General features: G+C 67.7%; 24 protein-coding genes and 1 tRNA gene. 14 read left to right on the top strand and 11 right to left on the bottom strand.

What is annotated here, in order from left to right:
- Window positions 1-111 precede the first annotated feature (111 nt).
- Together VV02_RS02000 and VV02_RS01995 are read left to right on the top strand one after the other, a co-directional pair.
- Window positions 112-852: a DUF881 domain-containing protein gene (locus tag VV02_RS02000; RefSeq protein ID WP_052589490.1), complete on the top strand. Its 741-nt coding sequence runs from the start codon at window positions 112-114 to the stop codon at window positions 850-852.
- A gap of 7 nt (window positions 853-859) precedes the next feature.
- Window positions 860-1,489 carry an aminodeoxychorismate/anthranilate synthase component II gene (locus tag VV02_RS01995; RefSeq protein ID WP_052589489.1) on the top strand — a complete coding sequence of 210 codons (630 nt, stop codon included), beginning with the start codon at window positions 860-862 and terminating at the stop codon, window positions 1,487-1,489.
- 156 nt (window positions 1,490-1,645) lie between these two features.
- Here VV02_RS01995 and pknB read toward each other — a convergent pair whose 3' ends face one another.
- The 7 genes from pknB to VV02_RS26870 are packed head-to-tail and all read right to left on the bottom strand — an operon-like array spanning window position 1,646 to window position 10,635.
- On the bottom strand, window positions 1,646-3,511 hold the full coding sequence (gene pknB / locus VV02_RS01990; protein ID WP_245632971.1) for a Stk1 family PASTA domain-containing Ser/Thr kinase: 1,866 nt from the start codon (window positions 3,509-3,511) through the stop codon (window positions 1,646-1,648).
- Window positions 3,508-4,962: a protein kinase domain-containing protein gene (locus tag VV02_RS01985; protein ID WP_083449844.1), complete on the bottom strand. Its 1,455-nt coding sequence runs from the start codon at window positions 4,960-4,962 to the stop codon at window positions 3,508-3,510. The genes pknB and VV02_RS01985 overlap by 4 nt, the downstream gene beginning before the upstream one ends.
- On the bottom strand, window positions 4,959-6,416 hold the full coding sequence (locus VV02_RS01980; RefSeq protein WP_052589487.1) for a peptidoglycan D,D-transpeptidase FtsI family protein: 1,458 nt from the start codon (window positions 6,414-6,416) through the stop codon (window positions 4,959-4,961). The genes VV02_RS01985 and VV02_RS01980 overlap by 4 nt, the downstream gene beginning before the upstream one ends.
- Window positions 6,413-7,789, bottom strand: a complete 1,377-nt coding sequence (locus VV02_RS01975) for an FtsW/RodA/SpoVE family cell cycle protein (RefSeq protein ID WP_052589486.1) — start codon at window positions 7,787-7,789, stop codon at window positions 6,413-6,415. Before VV02_RS01975 ends, VV02_RS01980 begins: the two co-directional genes overlap by 4 nt.
- Window positions 7,786-9,075: a PP2C family protein-serine/threonine phosphatase gene (locus tag VV02_RS01970; RefSeq protein WP_052589485.1), complete on the bottom strand. Its 1,290-nt coding sequence runs from the start codon at window positions 9,073-9,075 to the stop codon at window positions 7,786-7,788. Before VV02_RS01970 ends, VV02_RS01975 begins: the two co-directional genes overlap by 4 nt.
- A gap of 7 nt (window positions 9,076-9,082) precedes the next feature.
- On the bottom strand, window positions 9,083-9,553 hold the full coding sequence (locus tag VV02_RS01965) for an FHA domain-containing protein FhaB/FipA (RefSeq protein ID WP_052589484.1): 471 nt from the start codon (window positions 9,551-9,553) through the stop codon (window positions 9,083-9,085).
- Window positions 9,550-10,635 (bottom strand): FHA domain-containing protein, encoded by a 1,086-nt coding sequence (locus VV02_RS26870; protein WP_052589483.1) that lies wholly within the window; start codon window positions 10,633-10,635, stop codon window positions 9,550-9,552. The genes VV02_RS01965 and VV02_RS26870 overlap by 4 nt, the downstream gene beginning before the upstream one ends.
- A gap of 318 nt (window positions 10,636-10,953) precedes the next feature.
- On the opposite strand from VV02_RS26870, the gene VV02_RS01955 reads away from it, so the two are divergent.
- The 4 genes from VV02_RS01955 to VV02_RS25860 all read left to right on the top strand — a co-directional run bounded on the left by VV02_RS01955 (window position 10,954) and on the right by VV02_RS25860 (window position 13,554).
- Entirely contained in the window at window positions 10,954-12,534 is a 1,581-nt protein-coding gene (locus VV02_RS01955) for a GDSL-type esterase/lipase family protein (protein WP_052589482.1), read from the top strand.
- Window positions 12,535-12,586: 52 nt separating this feature from the next.
- A complete protein-coding gene (locus VV02_RS01950) occupies window positions 12,587-13,171 on the top strand; it encodes a hypothetical protein (RefSeq protein WP_052589481.1) in 585 nt (194 codons plus the stop codon).
- Window positions 13,172-13,181: 10 nt separating this feature from the next.
- A tRNA-Leu gene (locus VV02_RS01945) sits at window positions 13,182-13,264 on the top strand.
- A gap of 137 nt (window positions 13,265-13,401) precedes the next feature.
- Window positions 13,402-13,554 carry a helix-turn-helix domain-containing protein gene (locus tag VV02_RS25860; RefSeq protein WP_083449843.1) on the top strand — a complete coding sequence of 51 codons (153 nt, stop codon included), beginning with the start codon at window positions 13,402-13,404 and terminating at the stop codon, window positions 13,552-13,554.
- 55 nt (window positions 13,555-13,609) lie between these two features.
- Here VV02_RS25860 and VV02_RS01940 read toward each other — a convergent pair whose 3' ends face one another.
- Together VV02_RS01940 and VV02_RS01930 are read right to left on the bottom strand one after the other, a co-directional pair.
- Window positions 13,610-14,362 (bottom strand): hypothetical protein, encoded by a 753-nt coding sequence (locus tag VV02_RS01940; protein ID WP_157063225.1) that lies wholly within the window; start codon window positions 14,360-14,362, stop codon window positions 13,610-13,612.
- A gap of 489 nt (window positions 14,363-14,851) precedes the next feature.
- A complete protein-coding gene (locus VV02_RS01930) occupies window positions 14,852-15,055 on the bottom strand; it encodes a hypothetical protein (protein WP_052589478.1) in 204 nt (67 codons plus the stop codon).
- Window positions 15,056-15,446: 391 nt separating this feature from the next.
- Here VV02_RS01930 and VV02_RS01925 point away from each other — a divergent pair, with 391 nt between their 5' ends.
- Window positions 15,447-16,532 (top strand): hypothetical protein, encoded by a 1,086-nt coding sequence (locus VV02_RS01925; protein ID WP_052589477.1) that lies wholly within the window; start codon window positions 15,447-15,449, stop codon window positions 16,530-16,532.
- A gap of 582 nt (window positions 16,533-17,114) precedes the next feature.
- Here VV02_RS01925 and VV02_RS27435 read toward each other — a convergent pair.
- Window positions 17,115-17,354 carry a helix-turn-helix domain-containing protein gene (locus tag VV02_RS27435; RefSeq protein WP_083449842.1) on the bottom strand — a complete coding sequence of 80 codons (240 nt, stop codon included), beginning with the start codon at window positions 17,352-17,354 and terminating at the stop codon, window positions 17,115-17,117.
- Between the two features lie 676 nt (window positions 17,355-18,030).
- Between VV02_RS27435 and VV02_RS01910 the strand changes: the two genes are divergently transcribed.
- Complete coding sequence (locus VV02_RS01910) at window positions 18,031-18,522, top strand: hypothetical protein (RefSeq protein ID WP_052589474.1); 492 nt, start codon at window positions 18,031-18,033, stop codon at window positions 18,520-18,522.
- A 4-nt stretch (window positions 18,523-18,526) separates the two neighbouring features.
- Here VV02_RS01910 and lepB read toward each other — a convergent pair whose 3' ends face one another.
- Window positions 18,527-19,183, bottom strand: a complete 657-nt coding sequence (lepB, locus tag VV02_RS25850) for a signal peptidase I (protein ID WP_169787626.1) — start codon at window positions 19,181-19,183, stop codon at window positions 18,527-18,529.
- 229 nt (window positions 19,184-19,412) lie between these two features.
- Here lepB and VV02_RS01900 point away from each other — a divergent pair, with 229 nt between their 5' ends.
- The 6 genes from VV02_RS01900 to VV02_RS01875 are packed head-to-tail and all read left to right on the top strand — an operon-like array spanning window position 19,413 to window position 23,040.
- Window positions 19,413-20,033: a DUF6230 family protein gene (locus VV02_RS01900; RefSeq protein WP_169787625.1), complete on the top strand. Its 621-nt coding sequence runs from the start codon at window positions 19,413-19,415 to the stop codon at window positions 20,031-20,033.
- 17 nt (window positions 20,034-20,050) lie between these two features.
- Window positions 20,051-20,560 (top strand): DUF6114 domain-containing protein, encoded by a 510-nt coding sequence (locus tag VV02_RS26790; protein ID WP_179945352.1) that lies wholly within the window; start codon window positions 20,051-20,053, stop codon window positions 20,558-20,560.
- On the top strand, window positions 20,560-21,252 hold the full coding sequence (locus VV02_RS01890) for a DUF6230 family protein (RefSeq protein WP_157063222.1): 693 nt from the start codon (window positions 20,560-20,562) through the stop codon (window positions 21,250-21,252). Before VV02_RS26790 ends, VV02_RS01890 begins: the two co-directional genes overlap by 1 nt.
- 5 nt (window positions 21,253-21,257) lie before the next feature.
- The gene (locus VV02_RS01885; protein WP_052589470.1) at window positions 21,258-21,650 is read left to right on the top strand and encodes a DUF6114 domain-containing protein; all 393 of its coding nucleotides are present in this window, start codon (window positions 21,258-21,260) and stop codon (window positions 21,648-21,650) included.
- Window positions 21,647-22,351 carry a hypothetical protein gene (locus VV02_RS01880; protein ID WP_052589469.1) on the top strand — a complete coding sequence of 235 codons (705 nt, stop codon included), beginning with the start codon at window positions 21,647-21,649 and terminating at the stop codon, window positions 22,349-22,351. Before VV02_RS01885 ends, VV02_RS01880 begins: the two co-directional genes overlap by 4 nt.
- Window positions 22,348-23,040: a DUF6230 family protein gene (locus VV02_RS01875; RefSeq protein ID WP_052589468.1), complete on the top strand. Its 693-nt coding sequence runs from the start codon at window positions 22,348-22,350 to the stop codon at window positions 23,038-23,040. Before VV02_RS01880 ends, VV02_RS01875 begins: the two co-directional genes overlap by 4 nt.
- Window positions 23,041-23,127: the final 87 nt, after the last annotated feature.

Genomic DNA, 23,127 nt, shown 5'->3' with positions numbered 1-23,127 from the left:
GAGAGTAGTTCACGCCGCCCTCCTGCGAGGCGACGATGCCGCCCGGACCGCCCCGGGATCTCCGGCCGCGCCGCAGCAGCGAGACCCGAAGTCAGACGGGAGCACCGCCGTATGGCGTCCACGTCCACGTCCACGCCACGCAACCGGTGGACCTATGTCGTGCCGGTCGTCGCCGCGGCCGCTGGTGTCCTGTTCGGGGTCAGCGCGGGGGTGTCCAAGGGCACCGACCTGCGTCCCGGCACCACCTCGCTCGTCGGTGTCGTTCAGGACGCCAACCACAAGGTCCGCGGCCAGCAGAGTGATGTGCAGCGGCTGCGCAACGAGGTCCAGTCGCTCACCAACGAGAACGGTCCGGGCAGCGCAGAGCTGAAGGGCCTCAACGGCCGCGCGGACGCGCTCGCCCCCGGTGCCGGCCTCACCGCGGCCAAGGGCAAGGGCGTCAAGGTCACGCTCAACGACTCCAGCCGCAAGGTGTCAGAGCTGCCCGAGGGCGGCAACGTCGACTGGCTTGTCGTGCACCAGCAGGACGTCCAGGCCGTCGTCAACGCCCTGTGGCAGTCGGGCGCCACGTCGATGATGCTGATGGACCAGCGCGTGATCTCCACGAGCGCGGTGCGCTGTGTCGGCAACACGCTGATTCTGCAGGGACGCGTCTACTCCCCACCCTTCACGATCACCGCGATCGGCAACCCGGCCGTGCTCAAGAAGGGCCTCGACAACAACGAGGGCGTCAAGCAATACCGCGACTACGTCGACCTCGCGGGAGTCGGCTACGAGGCGCATCAGGTCAACGCGACGTTCCCTGCCTACGCCGGCTCGCTGGCCATGCACCACGCACAACCCAAGAGCTGAGGCGACGATGCGCATCCTGGTCATCGACAACTACGACAGCTTCGTCTTCACGATCGTCGGCTACCTCGAGCAGTTGGGCGCCGACTGCACGGTCGTCCGCAACGACGCGATCACCCCGGACGAGGGCGCGGCGTACGACGGCGTGCTCGTCTCCCCCGGCCCCGGCACTCCCGAGGAGGCCGGCGTATCGATGGCGATGATCGAGGCGTGCGCCGAGCGCTCGCAGCCGATGCTGGGCGTGTGCCTCGGTCATCAGGCCCTCGGAGTCGTCCTCGGCGCGGTCGTCGGACGGGCGCCCGAGCTGCTGCACGGCAAGACGTCGCGGGTGCACCACGAGGGCACGGGTGTGCTCGAAGGACTGCACTCGCCGTTTACCGCCACGCGCTACCACTCGCTGACGATCGAGCCGTCCACCGTGCCGGCCGAGCTCGTCGTCAACGGGCGCACGTCGAGCGGCATCATCATGGCCGCGCATCACGCGACACTGCCGCTGCACGGGGTGCAGTTCCACCCGGAGAGCGTGCTCACTCAGGGCGGCCACCGGATGCTCGCCAACTGGCTGCAGATCTGCGGTGACTCCGATGCCGTCGAGCGCTCGCACGGCCTCGCGCCCCTGGTCCACCAGAACGCCGGCTGACCCTCCACCACCTTCTCGGCCGACAGTGCAAGCCGCGTCGCTACCCAGATTTCGGTAGCGACGCGGCTTGCACTATCGGCCCGGCACTACGACGAAGGCTCCCCACCGTGAGGTGAGGAGCCTTCGTACGTCAGCGGATTCGTACGACCGCGCCGGTCACGGGAACGGGAACCCCGTGGACGAGGTGCCACCGGTCGAGGTTGGCGGTGTTGTGGGTTCTGTCGTCGGCGGATCCGTGTTTGGCGGCGGCGTCGACGGTGAGTTGGTGCTCGGGGGCGGGGTCTGCGTCGAGGTGATCACGATCCGCAACTGTCCGTAGTACACCGTCACCGTTGAGTCGAGCGGGACCTTCTCGCCCTCACCCGGGTCAAGCCTGAGGACGTCGCCTTCCTTGTCGCGGTCATTCGTGATCTCGATCTTGGGGCTGGCTTTCAGACCGAGCGTGGTCAGCGTGCTCTGAACCTCTGAGGCGTTCTTGCCGACAAGGTCCTCAGGAATGGTCACCATGCCTGTGGAGAGGCGCAAGGTCACTGTCTGAGTGCCCGGTACGTCGGTGCCCTGGGCTGGCGTCAGGGACGCGACAGTGTCCTTCTTGTACTTGGTGTCGTCCTGCGGATCACCGATCTCGATGGTCTTGATGCCTCGTTGAGCGAGGATCTGCCTGGCCTGACTCTCGGTCTTGCCGCGCACGTCGGGCAGGTTGACCTGCCCTGGTCCGCTGGACACGCTGATCGTGACCGTTGAGCCAGAGGGTGCCTTGGAGCCGCCGTCCGGGTTCTGGCCGACGACGGTGCCCTTGGCCTGCTGGTTGGTGACTTCCTGCGGCTGGACCTTGAAGTTCAGGTCATCGAGTTTCTTGGTCGCCTGAGCCTGGGTCATGTTGACCACGCTCGGGACGTCGACCTGCGGGTCGTCGCCGTCGCCGCCACTGTTGGCCAGCGCATAGCCGATCCCGAAGATCGCGGCCAGCGCCACGATCGCCGCTAGCACCCACAGCATGGTCCGCCGCGGCGGCTCCTCGTGATGGGCGATGTCAGCGGTGTGGTCGCCGCCGTTGCCATTGCCGTTGAGCGCCGGTGGCGCCATGGCCTCCGGACGACGACGCAGCGCCTCGGTCGGGTCCTCTCCGAAGGCGGCAGCCGTCGCGGTCGCCTCCTCGCTGAGCGGTGCACCCGTGCGGGCCGCCTGCAGGTCGGACCGGAAGTCCGCAGCCGACTGGTAGCGGTCCTCACGCGCCTTGCGCAGCGAGTGCAGCGTGACCGCGTCGAGTGCCTCGGGCACGCCCGGCTCGTACGACGACGGCGACTGCGGGGTGTCCTGGATGTGCTGGTAGACGAGGCTGACCGGCTCGCCGACGAACGGCGTACGGCCGGTGAGGAACTCGAAGAGCACGCACCCGGTCGAGTAGAGGTCCGAGCGCTCGTCGACCGTCTCGCCCTGCGCCTGCTCGGGCGAGAGGTAGCGGGCGGTGCCGACGACGGCCTGGGCCGACGTCATGGTCGCGCCCACGTCGGCGAGCGCGCGGGCGATGCCGAAGTCCATCACCTTGACGCTGCCGCCACGGGTCACCATGACGTTGGCGGGCTTGATGTCGCGGTGGACGATGCCCTTGTCGTGGGAGTACTCCAGCGCCGACAGGATGCCCATCGTGATGCGGGACGCCTCGTCCGGCGCGAGCCGGCCCTCCTCGTTGAGGACCTCGCGCAGGGTCTTGCCGTCGACGTACTCCATGACGATGTAGGGGACGTCGACGCGCGCGCCACCGGTCTCGATGAAGACGTCCTCGCCGGAGTCGTAGACCGCGACGATGGCGTGGTGGTTCAGACCGGCAGCGGACTGTGCCTCGCGGCGGAAGCGCGCCAGGAACGTGTTGTCGCGCGCCAGATCAGCACGCAGCATCTTGATCGCGACCTGACGGCCGAGCCGCGTGTCGTGACCCAGATGGACCTCGGCCATGCCGCCTCGGCCGATGAGCTCGCCGACCTCGTAGCGGCCACCGAGCACACGGGGAGTGTCGCTCACAGGATCTCCTTCGGATTGCCCGTCCCGGCATGCATGGAGACCGGCTTGAACGGAGTCTTGAACGGTCCGGTGTTGACGGACGGATTGTTGCCGGGGTTGTTGCCCGGGTCTTCGCCGCCACCACGAGTCAGCAGGAAGATCAGCAGGCCGACGAGGAGGACCGCGGCGATGGCGCCACCGATGAGCAGCGGCTTGTTGGCCATCAGGCCGCTGCCGGTGCCTCCGGATGTGTGGTCCGGCACGTGCTGCTGCCGACGGGTCTGCTGCTTGACCTCCTCGGGCTGAGTCTTCAGTCGCGAGCGGGTGACCTGGCTGGTGTCGGGATCCCGCGCCGGCGTCGGGCGTGCCACCGGCAGCTGGGCACCGTGGCGCCCGGTCTGCGGGTTGGGTCCGGAGGTGTGCCCGACCTGCTGCTGCGGCCCGGACGTACGGCCCGCGTGCGGGTTGGGACCTGACGGAGGACCGACCCGGTTGGGACCCGAGGCCGGGCCACCCGGCGTACGCGTGGACTGCGGTCCGGAGGAAGCGGCGGGTCGCGAGCCGGTCGGCTGCGGACCGGACGAGGCGCCGGGACCCTGCGGGCGCGGCGGCGGGCCACCGGGGCCCGGGCGCAGTGCACCCATCCGGTCGGCGTCGCGCAGTGCCTGACGCAGCGCACGGCCGTACTCGGCAGCGTTCTGCGGACGACGTGCGGGGTCCTTCTCGAGGGAGGCGTGCACGACCGCACGGATCGTCGGCGGCACGAACGGTGGCAGCGGCGGTGGCGGCTGGTTGACGTGCGCCAGCGCCAGCGCCACCGCTGTCTCCGCCTCGAACGGCCGACGGCCGGCGAGCATCTCGTAGGTGACCACGCCGAGGGCGTAGACGTCCGACAGGTTCGTCGAGGGCCGACCCATGGCGGCCTCGGGCGCGAGGTACTGGGCGGTGCCCATGACCTCACCCGTCTTGGTCATCGCGACCGAGCCGACCGCGCGGGCGATGCCGAAGTCGGTGAGCTTGGCGGTGCCCTCCGGGTCGATGAGGATGTTGGCGGGCTTGACGTCGCGGTGGATCAGGCCGTTCTTGTGGGCGGCCTGCAGTGCGGCGGCCGCCTGGCTGATCAGCTCGACGGTCTCGATCGGCGACATCGGCGCGCGCTCTTCGATGAGCTTGGACAGCGGCCGCCCCGGCACGAACTCCATGACGAGGTAGGCAGTGCCGTCGTCCTCGCCGTAGTCGTAGACCTGGGCGATGTTGCCGTGCGTCAGTGCGGCGGAGTGCCGAGCCTCGTTGCGGAAGCGTTCGGTGAAGCCCGTCTCGTCCGTCAGGCCCGCCTTCAGGACCTTCAACGCGACCGTGCGACCAAGGATGTCGTCCCTGGCCTTCCACACCTCGCCCATACCGCCTGCGGCAATGCGATCAGTGAGCGTGTAGCGCCCACCCATCGTGGTGCCCTGGGCTGGCGTGCTCATTGGGAGACCACCGCTTCCATCACCTTCCGTGCAATTGGTGCTGCCACGACGCCACCGCTGGCCTCGTCTGCCATCGTTCCCCCGTCTTCCACGACGACGGCTACCGCCACCCGTGGGTTGTCAGCTGGTGCGAATCCGGTGAACCACACGTCGGACAGCGCACCCTTGGCGCTCTGTGCGGTGCCAGTCTTGCCTGCCACCTTCATGCCGGGGATCTTGGCCTTGCGGCCCGACCCCGCCTCGACGACGGCCTGCATCATCGTGTTGATCTGTCCGGCCGTGTCCTTGGAGATCGGCTTGGCGAACTCCTCCGGGTCGGTCGAGTCGATCACGTCGAGGTCCTTGTCGCGGACGTTCTTGACGAGGTACGGCGTCATCTCGCGTCCTCCGTTGGCGATCGACGCGCTCACCATCGCCACCTGCATCGGCGTCGCGCGGACGTCGAACTGACCGATCGCGGACTGGGCCAGCTGCGGCTGGTTCAGGTTGGTCGGGAAGATGCTCGGCGTCACGCGCATCGGCACCGTCACCGCCTGGCCGTAGCCGAACTTGTGCGCCTGGTCGCGGATCTTGGTCTGGCCGAGTGACATGCCGAGGGAGCCGTACGCCGAGTTGCAGCTGATCTGCAGCGCGTGGGCCATCGTGGTCTTGTCGTTCGGACCGCAGGGTCGACCGTCGACGTTGGGCAGGTCGACCGTGGTCTGCGGCAGGTCCAGCGCGGCCGGGCCGGGCAGGACGGACTCGGGCGTGTACTGCCCCGACTCCAGCGCCGCGGCCGTGGTGATCAGCTTGAACGTCGAGCCGGGCGGGTAGAGGTCGCCGCCGATCGCGCGGTTGGTCAGCGGCCGGCTCTTGTCGGTGCTCAGCTTGGTCCAGGCCTTGGAGACCCCGGGCAGGTCGTGGCCGGCCAGCACGTTGGGGTCGTAGGTCGGCTTGCTCACCATGGCCAGGATCGCGCCGGTCTTGGGGTCCAGCGCGACGATCGCGCCGCGCTGGTTGCCGAGTGCGTCCCACGCGGCCTTCTGCACCTTGGGGTCGATGGTCAGCTCGAGCGTCGCGCCCTGCGGCGGCTTACCCGTGATCACGTCGACCATGCGGCGGTAGAACAGGCGGTCCGAGCTGCCGCTCAGCAGGTCGTCGTACGAACCCTCGACACCGCGACCGGCCCCGTAGGTGAAGGAGTAGTAGCCGGTGACCGGGGCGTACAGCTGCGGTTGGGGGTACTTGCGCTGCCACTTGAAGTTGTCGTCGACCTCGTCGGAGCGCGCGACGGCGGTGCCGCCGACGAGGATCGAGCCGCGCTCCTTGCTGTACGACGCCAGCAGGGTCCTCCTGTTGCCGGGCCGGTCCTGCAGCTCCTTGGCCTGCACGAACTGGATCAGCGTGCTGGACATCAGCAGCGCACAGAACATCGCGGCCGCCACGATGCCGATTCGGCGGATGGGCGAGTTCACTTGATCTTCACCACCTGAGTCTCGTCCTGGCCGATGTTGCGCCCACCGCCGCCGTCCTCGACGACCGGCCGGCGGGCCTGGTCGCTGATCCGGAGCAGCAGGGCGACGATCACCCAGTTGGCCAGCAGCGAGGAGCCACCGGCGGACATGAACGGCGTGGTCAGACCGGTGAGCGGGATGACGCGGGTGACGCCGCCGACGACGACGAACACCTGCAGCGCCAGCGAGAACGCCAGGCCGGTGGCGAGCAGCTTGCCAAAGCCGTCCCGGGCGCCGACGCCGGTGCGCAGACCGCGCTCGACCATGAGGGCGTACAGGAGCAGGATCGCCATGAGGCCGATGAGGCCGAGCTCCTCACCGAAGCTGGCGATGATGAAGTCGGAGTTGGCGAAGTAGGTCTCCTCGGGCCGCCCCTGCCCCAGGCCGGTGCCGAACATCGAGCCGGATGCCATGCCCATCAAGCCTTTGGCGAGCTGGTCGCTCTGGCCGCTGGCGAACGGGTCGAGCCACAGGGTGACGCGCTCCTGGAGGTGAGCGAAGAGCTTCCAGGCCACGAAGGTGCCGACGGCGAACAGCGACAGGCCGATGGCGATCCACGCGCGGCGCTCGGTCGCGACGTAGAGCATCGCGACGAAGAGCCCGAAGAACAGCAGCGACGAACCGAGGTCCTTCTGGAAGACGAGGACGGCGAGTGAGGCGAGCCAGGCGATCATGATCGGCCCGAGGTCACGCGCTCGCGGCAGGGGGAAGCCGAGGAAGCGGCGACCGATCAGCGACAGCGCGTCACGGGTCTGCACGAGGTAGGCGGCGAAGAAGATCGTCAGCAGGATCTTGGCGATCTCACCCGGCTGCAGGCTGAACGGCCCGAAGCCGATCCAGATGCGAGAGCCGTTGATGTTCTTGCCGATCACGGGGAACAGCGGGAGCAGCAGCAGCCCGAGGCCGGCGAGCGCGAGCGTGAAGGTGTAGCGCGACAGCCGACGGTGGTCCTTGATGAGCACGAGCAGCACCATCGCCGCACAGGCTGCGAGTCCGCTCCACATCAGCTGCTTGAGCGCAGCGCCCTCGCCGATCGTCTTGTCGTTGGCCAGGTCGATCCGATGGATCATCACCAGACCCAGCCCGTTGAGCAGGGTTGCGATGGGGAGGAGCAACGGGTCGGCGTACGACGCCCGCCACCGCAGCACGAGGTGGAAGACCATCGCGATGACACCGATCCCGATGCCGAGCGTGCCGAGGTCCGCCGGGACCCGATCCTGCACAGCCATGCCGACATTGGCGTACGCCAGCAGCACGATGCCGATGGCGAACGCCAGGAGGACCAGCTCGGTGTTGCGGCGAGTCCTCGGGGCAAGACTGGTAATCGTCGTCACGGGGTGCAGGTGCTCCCGTCAGCCGTGCCGGTCTGGCACTTCACCATCTCGGTACGCAGGTCCTCGACGATGCGGATGGCCTCGTTCTTGCTGCTCGCGCTGAGGGTGCTGTCGACGCGGTCGCGGTAGAACTGCGGCAGGTCCGTGGTCGCGATGTCGGTCTTGCTGTCGACCGAGTGGAGCGAGAACGGGCCGAAGTCCTGAGGGACGCCCTGGTAGATCGTGACGAGGCCACGCTCCTCCCCGACGTAGAACTGCTGCTGGCTCCAGCGGTAGCCGACGAACGCGGCGATCAGCAGGACACAGAGGATCAGTCCGCCGAGGGCGCCCCATCGAAACCAGGCCGCGCGCGGCGACCTGGGACCCTCCTCGGCGAGCTGTGGACCGTGCGGGCCCTCGGGCGGCGGTTGCTGGTTCAGCGGTGTGTTGGCCTCGCGGCTGAGCGCGGCGGCCTTCTCGGCCGGGGTCAGCGGTGCGGGTGCCTCGACGGCCTGGTCGCCGGCGGTGCCGAGGGCAGCGGCCGCGCCCACGACCTGCGGCTGGTTGTGCACCGGCTCGGACTGGTCGACGACGTCGGCGACGACGACGGTCACGTTGTCGCGGGTGCTGGCGCGCAGCGCGATCGCGACCAGGCGGTCAGCGGCCTCGGCGGGCGTCTGGCTCCCGCGCAGGATGTCCTCGATGGTCGAGCCCGCGACGTAGTCCGACAGGCCGTCGGAGCACAGGAGGTAGCGGTCGCCGATCTGCGCCTCACGCATCGACAGGTCCGGTACGTCGTCGTCGCGGCCCGTCAGAACGCGCGTCACGAGCGAGCGCTGGGGGTGGTGCTCGGCCTCCTCCGGCGTGATCCGGCCATCGTCGAGGAGGGCCTGGACGAAGGAGTGGTCCTTGGTGATCTGGCTGAACGTGCCGCCGCGCAGCATGAACGCGCGCGAGTCGCCGATGTTGGCCAGAGCGAGCTTGGTGCCGGTGCGCAGGAGGGCGATGAGCGTGGTGCCCATGCCCTCGAGGTCATCGGAGTGGTCCATCTCGTCGCGCAGCCGGTCGTTGGCGCGCTTGACGGCTTCGCCGAGCTGGTGCAGCGCGTCGTCGGCGCCGACACCCTCACCGTCGAGAGCCACCAGCTCGCCGACCACGGTCGAGCTCGCGACGTCGCCCGCCGCGTGACCCCCCATGCCGTCCGCCAGGATGAGCAGGTCAGGTCCGGCGTACCCGGAGTCCTCGTTGCGGCTCTTCGAACCGAGACCCAGGTCGGTCCGGGCCGCGTAGTGCAGCGCGATCGGCATGCGTTGTCTACTTCCTCAGCTCAAGCACGGTCTGCCCGATGCGCAGGCGGGAACCTACGTCGAGCTTGACACCTTGGGTAACGCGCTGGTTGCCGGCGAACGTGCCGTTGGTGGAGCCGAGGTCGTCGACGTACCAGCCGTCGTCGCGACGATAGATGCGCGCGTGCCGTCCCGAGGCGAAGTCGTCCGACAGAACCAGAGCGCACTCCGGGTTGCGGCCGATCAGCACGCCGGCATCGGTGAGCGGGAGCGTGGTGCCACGCAACGAGCCCTCGGTGACCGCGAGGTGGGTCGGGCCCTTGCGGATGGCTCGCGGGGGCCGCCGCTCGTCGTTGCTGCGGGCCGGCGCTCCCCCGCGCCGAGCGACGACTCGGGTGCCGTACAGGTCGCCACGGAGCACGCCGACAATGCTGAAGACGAACGCCCAGAGAAGCGCCAGCAGGCCGAGTCGGATCGCGGTGACGGTGAGCTCGCTCACCGGCGCCCCCCTATATGAATGGTCATGGCCGTACGGCCGACGGTGATGCGGTCTCCATCGACCAGACGGGCGCTGCCGATCGGGTCGCCATTGACGAAGGTGCCGTTGGTGGAGCCGAGATCCTTGAGGGTGACGACCAGGTGCGGGCCGTCGTTGGTCACGCGAATCTCACTGTGGTGCCTGGAGATTCCCGGGTCGTCGAGAATGACGTCGGCGTCGTCGTCGCGGCCGATGATCGTCATTGCAGACATGATCGGGTAGCGCTCGCCGTCGATGTCCAGCCACGGTCGCTCCTGGGGACGCTTGCGCGGCGGCGGTGGCGGAGCCGGCACCTCAGGCGCAGGCTGTTCGTACGCCGGTGGCGCCTGCTCGTACGAAGGCGGCGGTGCGTCGTACGACGGCTGATGGGGCTGGTCGTACGCCGGCTGGGTCGAGTAGCCAGGTCCCGGGTCGTGCCCGGTCTCCTGGGCGTGGAACGCCTGGTCGGGACCGCTGGTCGAGTAGCCCGGAGCCCCCGCGGCGTTGGTCGAGTAGCCCGGAGCGCCAGCGGAGGGCGTATCGAGACCGGGCGTATCGAGACCTGGTGACCGCGGCCCCCCAGGCGCGCCCGGGAGCGGCAACGGCAGTGCAGTGCCCGACTCCAGCGGCGATCGCAGCTCGGGGTCTTGGGCGGGATCGTCCAGCGCCTCGCCCTCGAGGTTGTCCACATGCTTGGCGGTCGACGGGCGGATGCGGAAGACGCCGGTCTCGAGCTGCTCGCTGCGCGTGAAGGTGACCGCGACCGGACCGCCAGGCGTGTAGCGCTGGGTGTCGGCGTGCTCCATCGCGGAGGCGATCAGCTCGTCCGACAGCTCCTCGCGGTAGGCCGTCAGCCGCTCGAAGTCGGTCTCACTCAGCTCGACCGAGAACAGGTTGGGCACGATCGGCCGCTGGTTCTTGCCGATGCTGGATGCGCGGTCGTCCATGGCGCGCCGCATGGCGCTGGCGATCTCGACCGGCTGCACCTCTGCCCGGAACGCTTTGGCGAAGGCGCCGTTGACGGTCTGCTCGAGCTTGCGCTCGAGCTTGTCGAACAGTCCCATCGGATGGCCTCCTTCGCTTGATCCCCGGCATTGGGCAGGCTGGCGCGGCGGCTGGCCTGCAGGTCAGACACTGGATGGTATCCGCACCGCCCACCCAGAGGCGCGACGTGACTACGGTCGCGTCGCCTCCGGGCCACGACCCGGCTCCGATGCTGTGCCGCGGCTGCCGGTTCCAGCCCGGCCCTCGTCGAGGAGCAACGTCGTGTGCGCTCGCAAAGTGCCTCGCTTTCGCGCCCGCGCGGAACGCGACAGACGGCGTACGCCGTCAGACCCCCGGCGTGGGGAGCCGCCGTCGTTCATGGGACAGGGAGAGCAGTCATGAAGACACGTGCACGTCGGGTGCTCGCGGCGGGGGCCGCGACCACCCTGCTGACCGGAGGTCTGGTCGCCGTGGCAGCCGTCACTCACGCGGAGTCGAAGGACCGGCCCCAGGCCGCGGCGCGGTTCCGGGTCACCGCCGATCTCGCCGGGCGGCGCGCCAAGGACACCTCGTCGCCGGAGGTGAAGGAGTACGCCAAGGGCACGCGGATCGCGATCCACTGTCAGAGCTCGGGCGGCCTCGCCAACGGCTCGCACATCTGGGACCTGACGGCCGACAACCTGTGGGTGTCCGACACCTACGTGCGCACCGGCGCCGACGGATTCACTCGCGCGCTGCCGCGCTGCAGGGCCGGCCAAGGTCCGACGGGAGCGTCGGCGAAAGCCTTCCCTGTGCGTACTGACCTCGCGGGCCGTCGGGCGCGCTATGTCGAAGCGCCGGAAGTCAAGGAGTACCAAGCGGGTTCGAAGGTTTCGGTCCGCTGCCAGGCACCGGGCAACGCGGCGAACGGCTCACGCATCTGGGACCTGACATCGGACAACCTGTGGGTGTCGGACCGGTACGTCGGCACCGGCGCTGACGGGTTCAGCCCGAAGCTGCGCGCGTGCCGCGACGAAGAGGGTCCGACACTGGTCAACCCACCGGTCCCGGCCGCGCCGCACGACCTGAAGCTGCCGCCACGCCCGAAGGACCCGCCGTCTCCGCTGCTGAGCATGACGAAGCGCACGTCCAACTCGCTCTCCCAGCGGAAGCCGCGAGTGGTGGCGATGGGCGACTCGTACGCGTCCGGTGAGGGCACGTACGTCTACGACAACGCGACTCGACAGCCCGGCAACAAGTGCCACCGGTCGCCGCTGTCGTGGCAGCGGACGGTGCAGCTGCCTGGCCTCGGTCGCGCTGATTACAGCAACGCCAAGATCGACTACCAGCAGGTTGCCTGCTCGGGTGCGGAGACGGAGGACCTGCTGCGCCGGTCGCGCTATGGGGAGCCGGCGCAGATCAAGGCATTGAAGGGAGGCGCGGACTACGTCCTCCTGAGCATTGGTGGCAACGACCTGGGCTTCGCCGGCATCCTCACGGACTGCGTCACCAACCCGCGCCCGTGCACAGCGAGTCCCGACGTACGCGGCAAGAAGGCGGAGATCGATCGGTTCATGCCGAAGCTGGAGGAGGTGCTGCGCACGATCGACCGGAAGAGCGGTCACGCGACGATCATGCTGGCGGGCTACCCGAAGATCCTGACCTTTGGTGGGCGGCACCTGGACTGCCTCGGGATCTCCGGGACCGAGGCCGGGACCATCGACGGGATCGCCTCTCACCTCGCCATCCAGACCGCGAAGACGGTCCGCAAGCTCAAGGGTGAAGGGCTGAGGATCGCCTACTCACCGACGATGGCGACCTTCGACCTCACTCCTCCCGCGCCACACGGGGGATGTGCGCCGTTGCGCCAGCAGTGGATCAATGGGCTCATCACGGGCAGCTACAACCCTGATGACGGACTGCGGGACAAGCAGGAGCGATTCCACCCCAACGTCATCGGGAACGTGGCGTACGCCCTGACGGCGGCACGGTTCATCTGACCGGGGACCGCGTAACGGCCCAACGGGACGGCGAACTTCGTACCGTCGAGGTATGGGGGACGTGACTAACTGGATCGGGCTGGTGGTCAACGGCGGCGCACTGGCCGCCGCGGGAGCAGCCGGCTTCGCCGCGTGGCGGACACTGAAGGTCGAGCAGGCGCGCGACCGGCGTACAGAAGACGACCGGCGCCGCGAGGAGCCGGGCAAGGTCAACGCGTGGCAAGCGGTCCGGCTGGACGCCAAGAAGCACAAGCACTACGGCCTCGTGATGGCGAACCGCGGCGAGAACCCGGTCCGACACGTGTCGGTGGCCAGTCGGGAGTGGGTGAAGGACGCCTATCCGAAGTCGCAGTCCAGTCCGGTCCTCCACCTGGCGACGCTGCCGCCGGGCACCTACTTCTTCGAGCGCCTCGAGAATGTGTTCGGCTGGGATCTCGGACAGTCGCTGGACGCCGTGTACGGCGCCGTGAGCCCTGTCATGAAAGCGGATCGGCTCGGCATCGACGAGCTGACGTTCACGGACACGACCGGTCAGCAGTGGATACGTGGTCGGGACGGTCTGCTGCGGGAGGTACCCGAGTCGGGTCAGACGGACGGCGGCCAGTTTGGCGATCAGCGGCCGGACGGTGCACACTAGGTCGGCACTCGCGCGAGTGGCGGAACGGCAGACGCGCTGGCTTCAGGTGCCAGTGTCCGAAAGGGCGTGGGGGTTCAAATCCCCCCTCGCGCACGCGGGCAGGTTGCCGCACTCCTCGCTGGAGGGGTGACAAACCCGGAAACGGGTTGACCTGCCGAAACGGCCCGCGACGGTTCTCCGTCGCGGGCCGTTTTCGTTGAGTCGGAGTAGATGCGGAAGGAGCGCGCGGGTTGTCGCAGGCTGACCTCGCTGCCGTGTCGGGCATCGACCGGGTCAGGATCAGCCGCGTGGAGCGAGGCCTCCAGGACCTGGGCGTTGTCCGGGTCACCGCGCTGGCGGCAGCACTCGACTGCGTGCCGGGTGATTTGATCAAGCGACTCTGAGTGGATGCGGCGATCTCGGCGCGAGGACGTGGAGCTTTGGCGATAACTCGATGGGTCACGCCTCGTCGGCTGATGTGGACAAGCCCTGAGGAGACAGCCGCTTGAGGATCTGCATCTCGGGGCACTCGTCGCCACACGTCCGGTCGTCGCTCAGCTCAGTGGTGACGTGATGGAGGATTGTGACGCAGTAGATGGTGACGCCGAGTGCCATCCGCGCGAGGTTGTCTCGGAGGGCTGGCGGGATCGAGCGCACCACGGCGCGTACATCTTCTCGCCGGTCCTGCTCGAACGTGTGGAACAGGCCTTCGTTGAAGTAGACATCCGCGCAGTCGAGCGGAGAAACGTCCTCGCTACCCAGCCCTGCGAGTGGCCGGGCCCCAACACCGGGCCACCAGATCGTCTGGGCCAAGCCCGGGATGCGCATACCGACTGATGCGCCATCGGCCACCAGAAACGGAAACCGCTTCGCGCTGATCTGCTCCCACTGGCTCTCGGCCTCCCTGAGTCCAGTTCCGGTCGCCCCGAGCCGGACTGCTGACCTCAGCACGCCAAGCACGTAGGCAGGGTCCTGTGACGAAGTGAACTTGCGGATGTGGGATGCCAGCAGATCCGCATCGCGGTCTGTGATCGCTGACTGTGTCACTTCGACCATGCCCGTCGCCTTGACGACTCGGAAGCTGACCGTCGCGAGACGGTCCACACGGCCGTGCTCGCGGATGTCGGGCCAGAATGAGCGTCCAGCCATATCGTGGAAGGCGGACCTGAAAAGCATGATCCGGTCTGCATCGCTGTACGCCTTCTTCGTCATGACGCGATGATGCCGCTCCACCTGGCTCCGCACCCCGTGAGGGCAGTCTCGCCGTGACGAGTGCTCCATCCATCGCTTCACCCGAGTGCGAGCGTTGGCTCAGATGACGTCAAGCAAGGATCGAGTGGCCTCGACCGAGATCCATTGACGGACACCATCACTGGGACCCTGGCCCTGCCCATTAAGCCGGGTGCCGGCATCGCCGACCAGACCAACCCCTGTCGTCGGTGTCGCCGCGCCCGTGGTGCTCGACGACGAGTCGTGATCGATGAGGTGGGGCAGATGGGGTGTCAATCGCAGCTTAGCCGACCTCAGGCTGGACAACTCCAGATCGGGCTGTGCCGTCCCCAAGGACGAATCGGCCAGGATGATCGGCCAGATCCGTGACATTCACGAAAGGTGACTCGCGCCCCAGGTTCGAATGTGGCTGCGTCGTCACTACTGCGTCCGCAGCGACTCCACAGGTGAGTGACCCCGGTGCAGCGGGTGTCAGGACTTGGGGCGTTCGTCGCGGAGGACTGGTGCGACAGTCTCGACCAGGGCGCGTAGGAGGTCGGTGGCCTGATCGTTCGGCTGTGTGAGGAAGACCAGGCTCGCTTCGGCTCGGTCGAGCGCGCTCATCGCGGTGGAGCGGGCCTGTTCGCGGTCCAGCTCGGCTTGGTCATCGTCGGAGCCGTGTTCGAGGTGTGCCACTTCTCGTCGGAGTTGCACAACGACGGTCTCGAAGTGCGCGAGCCTGCCCCTCGCTTCCCGAAGGCGCCGATAGGCCTCGCTCCGGCACTCGGTGGAGCAGTACTGCGCGGGCCTCCCTGGCTGCACGGGCCGACGGAACTCGCTCTGGCACCGGACGCAGTACGCCACCAGCCCCTCGCCGTGCGACGGCAAGCTGACGACGCGTGCACCCGAGGACTTTGCCACTCCACCACCAAATTCGCGCGAAACTATCCTCGCATTATGCCGTGAAACCACCGCATTTTCGAGGATGTGGTCGAGAGACGCGCCGCAGTTGGCGTGGATAAATTCGCGTGAAATATTCGAGGAGAAACTTGAGCGGTCAGTAGTGCGCGACCCTCCAGGAGCTGGGATGACCGAGCCGATCGGCGTCTACACCGTTCGAAACGACGCGTATGAGATCGCTACGTTGCCAGGCGCTGGGAGCCGGCCGTTGCTGGTGCGTGACCCAGAGCCCCGCACGTTGGTGTCGGCGTTGACGGCACACGGCAGGGCCAGCGAACTGGTCATCGACCACGGTTACTGGCGCAATGTCGTGGCCACGCCCGCGAAGCCGTCCGCAGGGGTGGGGGCTGGTGGCCTGTTCGCGGCCCACCTCGACGAGTGGGTGGGTTCTGTGCTGACCCGGTCAGGGACTGCCAAGGTGCTCTCACCCTCCTACTTCGTCCAGGCTGGAGATTGGGCCGCGCTCGACGCACTCGTCTCGGCGTTGATGACCGTCTCCGATCCGCGCCTTGTCCCGTTCATCGCCACAGATGCAGTGATGATGGGTTCGGCGAACATCAGCAGATTCCGGAGAGCACTGGCGCCGCTGGATGGGCGTCCGATCGCGCTGCTGTTCGCTGCGAAGTACCGGCCCTTGACCAGCAAACCTGCGTTGACTGCACTCCGGACAGTTCTTGCGGCCCACCCGGGGGCGTGGCTCGTGGGTGTCGAGCCGCTCGTTGCACTCGACGCGATCGCGCACGGTGCGGGGCGAGTATTCGTCGGCACGAGCAGTACGCAGCGGTTCCCCAGGGTGCCTGGTTGCGGGGGCGGCGGCTTCAATGCGGCCGGTTTCGTCCCTGGCCTGCTGCACTCTGAGCTCCTGGAGATGCGCAGCCCCATGATCTACGCCGACTGGTACATCTCGACGCGCGCGCCGCGATGCACCATCTGCAAGGCGCCTGTCGACTCCTTCAGCGCCACCGATCAGTCGAAGAAAGCGATCCGCGACCACAACATCCACGCAATGTCGGCGGTGTACACCGCGATGACAGCGATGGCCCCCGGCAGCCTGCAACTATCGGCTCACAAGCACCGGCTGTCCGGCCTCCTCGCACACACCGCTCTCCTGCCGCGGGTCCCGGTTACCGAGTTCGATACGACCCTTCGGAACCTGATGCGTATCGACGCTCGCACGCTCCCGATCCCACCGGCGGTTCGGGCCCTGATCTGAGCCACGCGCCATAGGCTCGTTCCTCAAACCGCCACATCGCAGGCTTGATGACCTCAGGGCGGAACCGGCCAACAGGCACCAACTCGTGCAGCCCATCAGGCTCGTCAACCCAGACCCCGACGCCGGTGACAGCGGCCTCCCAGATCTCAGTCGGTGGCACATGCGCTGACGACGGGAGGATCAGCACCGTCGGCGCTGCGCCGAGGAAGCGCCCCGCCAGTCGAAGCCCGGGCCGCCACCGCGGAGACCGCACCACGACTGCGCGAACATCCACCGCATGATCCAGCACGCGGGTCGCGAACGCGCCACTGAGCGTCACCGACCCAGCGGGAACGCGACGCAAAATGGTCCGTTGCTCAGCGCTGAGCGCGTCGACTGATACGGGGTACTGCAACGGCAAAGACATGAACAGACGGAGAGCATCCAAGTCATCGACCTGCGCGAGGCGCGCCAGTATTCGTCGCTGGTGCTCGGGCTCACGGGTGCTGAACACGATGTCCGTTCGTCCACCAGACAGACGCGCGCCCCCACGGACGAGGTGCAGCTGGTCGCCGGTCAGGTCCTCCGGCTGAAGCAGGCCCGTCATGACACCGCCTCTGTCTCGAGACTTCTCACGCGACCTCTGACCGCATCCATCAAGGAGTCGAGAGAGACGCCCAACGCGGTAGCCACCTCCGCGACCGCGAAAAAGCCTGGGGAAGCGATCGACCCACGCTCGATCGCACGGAGCGTGTCCACCGCCAACCCGCATTGACTCGATAGCTCCTGCACTGACTGCGCCCCTCGGCACTCCCGCAACTCACACCCCAGGGCAGCGCCCATCCGACGCTCTGCCTTCGTGCGCTCAGGTCGTGCCACAAGATTAAAATACTAGTATTTCAATCGTGCCGCACCCCGCCACAGATCACCGACGGCGGTCAGGGACTCGCAAGGTGGTCAAACCGTGACACGACTGGTCAGTCCGCTCGTACCTCCTCCTCGTAGTCGCGATGTCGATCGCAGTGATGAACTTCCAGGTCCAGGCGAGTGCTCCGCACAAGAGCAACCCGAACACGTTCTGTCGCAACATGGCAGACCTGGAGACGATGCTCCAGAGGAAGCCGATGCGGCGCCCTCGTGCGTGCCGGGACCGAAACCCTTGGGACTTTGGGAGCACGCCTCGGACCAGCGTGAATCTCCCACTCATTGCTCGCGACTCGGTTCAGACCGCTACGCGCCGTCTGCCTCGATCAGACGTGCGCAGCGACCCACGGCACACGTCTAGGAGGTAGGGCGCCAGTGCCGAAACCCCCGGGACTTTCAGACCAAGCCCTCGGGAGCGAGACGCGCGACACGCGATCCGACCTGCGATTGGACACCGCGCACGCGATGTGAATGTCCCCGGCCAGGGTCACCCGGCCGGGGACTTTCGTGTTCCCTCGCTGGCCGCGGCCAGCGAGGGAAGTAGGATCCGGCTCCCGCCTCAGATTGCCCAAGGGGCGCCACGCGAGGAGTGTCGATGAGCCAGGAAGCCCACGAGCCCCAGTGGTTCATTGCCGCAGACGGCACGGTCCTGCAGACCTGGCCACCTGGCCCGGACAATGACCGGTTGAAGTACCTGCGATACGAGACGAACCGGCGGCTCGAGCTCTCCGATCTGTACGCCTTGGACGAGCGTCTCGACACGTTCGGCACCTCGTTTGATCGGCGTTCCAACGCCTTCCTGCTGTTGGCCGGCACCGGTGTCGTGTGCCTCGTGGTCGCGTGGTTGGTCCTGCCACGGTTCGATGTCGGCAGCACCGTCTCGATCGCCTTGACGGTCGTTGCCGTGCTGATGCTCGTCGGCATGGGGCCGATGGCGCGGGCAGTCAGCCGTGGTGGGCGTTCGAGCCTCGACCAGATCTATCTCGATGCCGGCATCGAGTCGTCCAACCCCAAGGTCCTCAAGGACCGTGACGCGCTCGCCCTGATCGAAGCACCGGGAACGGTGGCTGGGCGCCGCTCGGCCTAGGTCACTAGGAGACCGGCCGCAGTACGACGTCGTCGTGCGAGATGTGGCCGGCGCGGCCCAGCGGCAGCACGCGGAGATTGAGGGTGGCGCCGATGTCGTCGAGCTTGACGAAGCCGTACGTGCGCGAGTCGTCCGAGTAGTCGAGGTTGTCACCAAGAACCCAACCCATGCCGACGGGCACGGTGGCTGCGGTCGTGTCGTCCGAACCGCGGCCCAGTACGTCGCAGCAGACGCGGTGATCGTCGGCCGCCTCCCAGGCGGGGTTTTCCACTCGGAGCCACTGCTGCTGACCGGCCGGCTTGAGCTCGACCACGTTGCGCCGACCGTCCAGACGGACGCGCACCTGATCGCCCGGCAGACCGATCAACCGCTTGACCGCCTGCTCACGCTGCGGCCCCAGCCTCACCTGCACGATGTCGAAGCGGTGCGCCTTGCTTCCGCTGTGCAGGAGGTTGACGAACAGGCGGTCTCCAGACCGGAGCGTCGGCTCCATGCTCGACCCGGACACCTGCACGGAGAACACCAGCAGGACCAGCACCACGGTGATGAGGAGCAGCGCCAGAGCGCCTGCCACTGATCCACCGATCACGCGTCGGCGGTGGCGACGAGCAGCCGCGCCAGGTCGCTGGACACGCGCCACTCCGCCTACTGGCTGGCCCACATCACCCTCCCTCGCCGCTTGGTCCTGGTCTGCACGGCCAGGAATTCCAGACCCGTGACCGCGATGCGAACGTACTTCAAACATCCCCTTTGAACTGTCCGTGAGTTGTGTCACACTGCATCGAGTCGACGGATATACAACTTTTGCACATCTGTACAACCGTCGCCGAGGACCGCGGTCCACCGGGGTCGAGCAGCGGCACGTATGCCGCCCGAGCGAGGGAGTACCCGTGATCGAAAAAGGTATGGGCCGCGTCCGCGTCGGCCGGTTCGCGGTCGTGGCAGCGCCTGCGGCCGTAGTGAGCCTCGGGCTCGCCGTCGCCATCGTGGAGGGCATGGTGACCGCATCCTTGTCCGCCGCCGAGCCCTTCTCGCTCACCACGAGCAACCTCAAGGCGGATCAGCTGGGGCTGTCACTCAACGGCGTGTCAGCTGCGTCGTCAGTGGGCGACGACAGCGCAGCCAACAAGAAGGCCGCCTTGGCCAAGGTGCAAGGCGGCAATCTGGCCGACATCTGCATCGGTGCCAAGCAGAAGTTCCCGATCCTGGGCACCATCGGTCTGAAGATCACCTCGGGCTCACCCGTCAAGGTCGGCAACATCGACATCAACGCCGACTCCCTCAACGTCGCCGATGCCAAGCTGCCGGCCACGGACATCGGCACCTCAGCTGGTGACGGTGCAGTCGGTGGGACCCCGGGCGGCTTCGGGTTGCGCACGGACAAGACCAACCAGGGAGTCAACCTCGGCGAGGTGGATGCGAAGGCGTACGGCATCCGCCTTAACAGCGGCATCAACCTGAAGTCGCTCAGCATTTCCCCGCAGCTCGGCGCGCCGAACTGCTCGAACTGATCCCGTCTGGACCAGCCATGACCGACACCCCTCACACTCCCGCTCCGGATGCACCCGATGAGCTGAGGTCGGGAAGCCGCCGCGCCGCGGCTGACGAAACGGTGTCGGAGTGGCGCGTACGTTTCCATCGCTGGCGCAGGACGCGTCCGTTCTGGGGGCCGATCCTGCTCGCGCTCGGCGGCTGGTTCGTCATCCGACCGGTCATCAGCTCGATGTCGGCCGTGGTCGCACTGGGCGCTGGTGGCGTCACGGCCTACGTGCTCGGCGGCGGCATGATCCTGGCGGCAGCCGTCTCGATGTTCCGACCGGAGCAGCGTCACTTCCCCGCTCTCATGGGCGTGCTGTTTGCCGTCGCCTCCCTTCCCTTGGCCAACCTGGGCGGTTGGGTCATCGGCATGATGCTCGGCATCGTGGGCGGCGCCATGACCTTTGCGTGGACGCCGTACGACGACAAGCAGATTGCCAAGATCGAGGCTCGCAAGGCCGAAGCCGCTGAGGCCACTGAAGGCGCGCGAGGCGATGCCTGATGGCGAGGATCTCCCCCGCCAGTCCCGCATCGAGATACGGCACCCGTCGGCGGGTGGCGGTGCCGTTGGTCGCGGGCTTCGCCGGCCTTGGTGTGATGGCGACACTCACCACCCATGAGGTGCTCGCGGTCGACTTCCCGACCGCGACCTCGAACTATCGCGTCTACTCCGACCAGCTGTCCGGTGAGTCCGTCGCCGCGTACGCCGGTGGTCAGGCCGTCAGCGACGGCACGCGGCAGGGCGTCGTTCAGCTGGCCATCGGCTCGGCCGAGGTGCACGGTCTGTGTGTCATCGCTTCTCAGAAATTCGCCGGCCTCGGCAACATCTCGGTCGTGCTGACCGCGGGCGAAAAGGTAGACGGCACACCGACATCGGGCACTCCTGCCCTCAAGCTGGACAAGCTCGTCGTCTCGACGAGCGACGCGATCGGCGAGGGCTCCGGTGTCGGCCGGCTCGAGCTCGGTCGAGCGTCGGAGACGTTGACCGTGGGTGGCGATCCCTGGAAGGGCACACCGGGAACGCAGGGCCTCCAGGCTCAGACCCTGACCCTCGACGCGGCCGACATCAGCGCCGCGGGACTCCAGGTGTCCTCTCCCCTCAAGCTCCCAGGACTGCGGGTCAAGACCGTGCTCGGTGACGGTGGGGTCGCCGACGCGAGCAAGTCCGGGACGACACCGGACGGCTGCCGATGAGCGCCATGACAGCCGGCCAAGTGCGTACCGGCCTGCGCTCCTTCCGCCAGACCCGGCCGTTCTGGGGCGGCCTGCTGCTCCTGCTGGCCGGCGCAGACATCATCTACTTCGCGGGCTATCCCCTGCGGTTCGCGGTCAGCAATGGGTGGAACGCCAGCGCCGGCTACATCCTCGGCGGCGGCCTGATCCTGTTCGCACTCGTCAGCTGGGCCTCGCCGCTCTACGCGCCCATGCTCGGACTGCTCGGCGTGCTGGTGGCTCTCGCCGCGTTCATCTCGACCAACCTCGGTGGTCTGCTCATCGGCACCGCGCTGGGCATCGTGGGCGGGTCCATGGTCTGGGCGTGGGGAGAGAAGGGTCCGAAGGCTGCTCCTGATGAGGACGGGAGCCCCGTATGACCGCCAGCAACCTCACTCCCCGCAAGCAGCGGATCGTCGCGATGGCAGCCGTCGTGGTGTGGGTGCTCGCCTGGGTCGCGACCCAGGCCAACCCGGCGCGAGCGGACGACCCGATCGGGTCGAGCTGCGGGCCGAACGACTCCCAGCGCGCCCACCTGACGGCCTATCACGGCTCGCGCTCGCTCAACCCGTGCATCTCCGGGACCAACCTGCGTCTCGACATCCCTCGCGGCCCGCTCAACCCGGCCTGCATCTGCTACCCCCGCCGGTTCAACGTGCAGGAGATCCGACGGATCGGCCAGGAGGACGTACAGATCGGCGACAAGTTGGTCAAGCTCTGGCACTTCTCCTTCAAGCGGTTCCAGATCGTCGACCACGGCACGATCAACACGACGGACGGCCCGGGATACACGCTGTCCATCAAGCCCAAGGACTTCGCCCAGATCGGTGGCGCCAACGACAGCGGCACCGCGATGTACACCGACCTCTGGATCGACAAGGGGACGTTCTCGATCGCACCCCTATTTGGTGGCATCGACATTCCCGAGGACAGTCCGCTGATCGAGGTCGTCCAGGGGCTCGACCTGGTCGGCACCCGGCTGCAGCTCGACATCAAGTACCTCGTCACCTACAGCGACGCCCCGAGCGATAAGGGCAACTTCCCGGTCCGCCTCCCCAACACAGAGCTGTCCATCTCATGACGGCCGCGAAGCAGATCGCCTACGGCACCCGGTGGCGCCGTGTTGCCGTCATGGCCGTGCCGGCGATCGGTGTGACGATCAGTCTGGCCGCCATGACCAAGAACGATGTGCTCGCCAGCGCGGTCGTCTTCCAGGGCACGACGGCCTCCGTGACCGCCGGCGGTCTCACCGGTGAGCGCGCCGGAATCGGTGTCGTCGAGGCGACCCGCAGCGTCGACGGCAAGCTCACGACCTCCAAGGTGGTCCGCGTCAACCTTGCCGAGCTCAAGGTCGACGGCCTGTGCGTGTCGCAGAAGCAGTCGATCGCCGGCGTCACCTACACGATCAAGGTCCGTGCCGGCGACGGCAAGGCGGGCACGTTCGAGACCGTCGGCAGCCGCGCCTCCCTGGACCTCACCCGGATCAAGGGCGACGGCGACCCGGGCATCAACCTCGACGGCCTGGTGCAGCTCGGCGTCAGGTCCGAGTCGATCACCACCACCGAGACCAACGGCCGTCCTGATCCCAATCCGCTCGATGCACCGTCGGGGCTGGGCTGGTTCGGCATCGACGCCGGTGTCGGACAGTTCCGCAACGTGCGCGGTCAGGTCTACGGACTGACTCTCGACCAGCTGGCCAAGGTCCCCGGCTTCAAGCTCACGCTGCACCGCGGCGACGACCCGTGCAGCGGCGACCCGATCCCGCACTGAGCCCGGGACGAGCCGCTCACCCGAGTCCCACTTCGCCGAGAGGCAAACCGAACACTCGAGGGGCGTACCTGGCAGGTGTGCCTCTCG

The organism is Luteipulveratus mongoliensis (assembly GCF_001190945.1).
GTDB lineage: Bacteria > Actinomycetota > Actinomycetes > Actinomycetales > Dermatophilaceae > Luteipulveratus > Luteipulveratus mongoliensis.
Note: the sequence above shows the minus strand (reverse complement) of the source record. Positions and strands in the feature narration are given on the sequence as shown.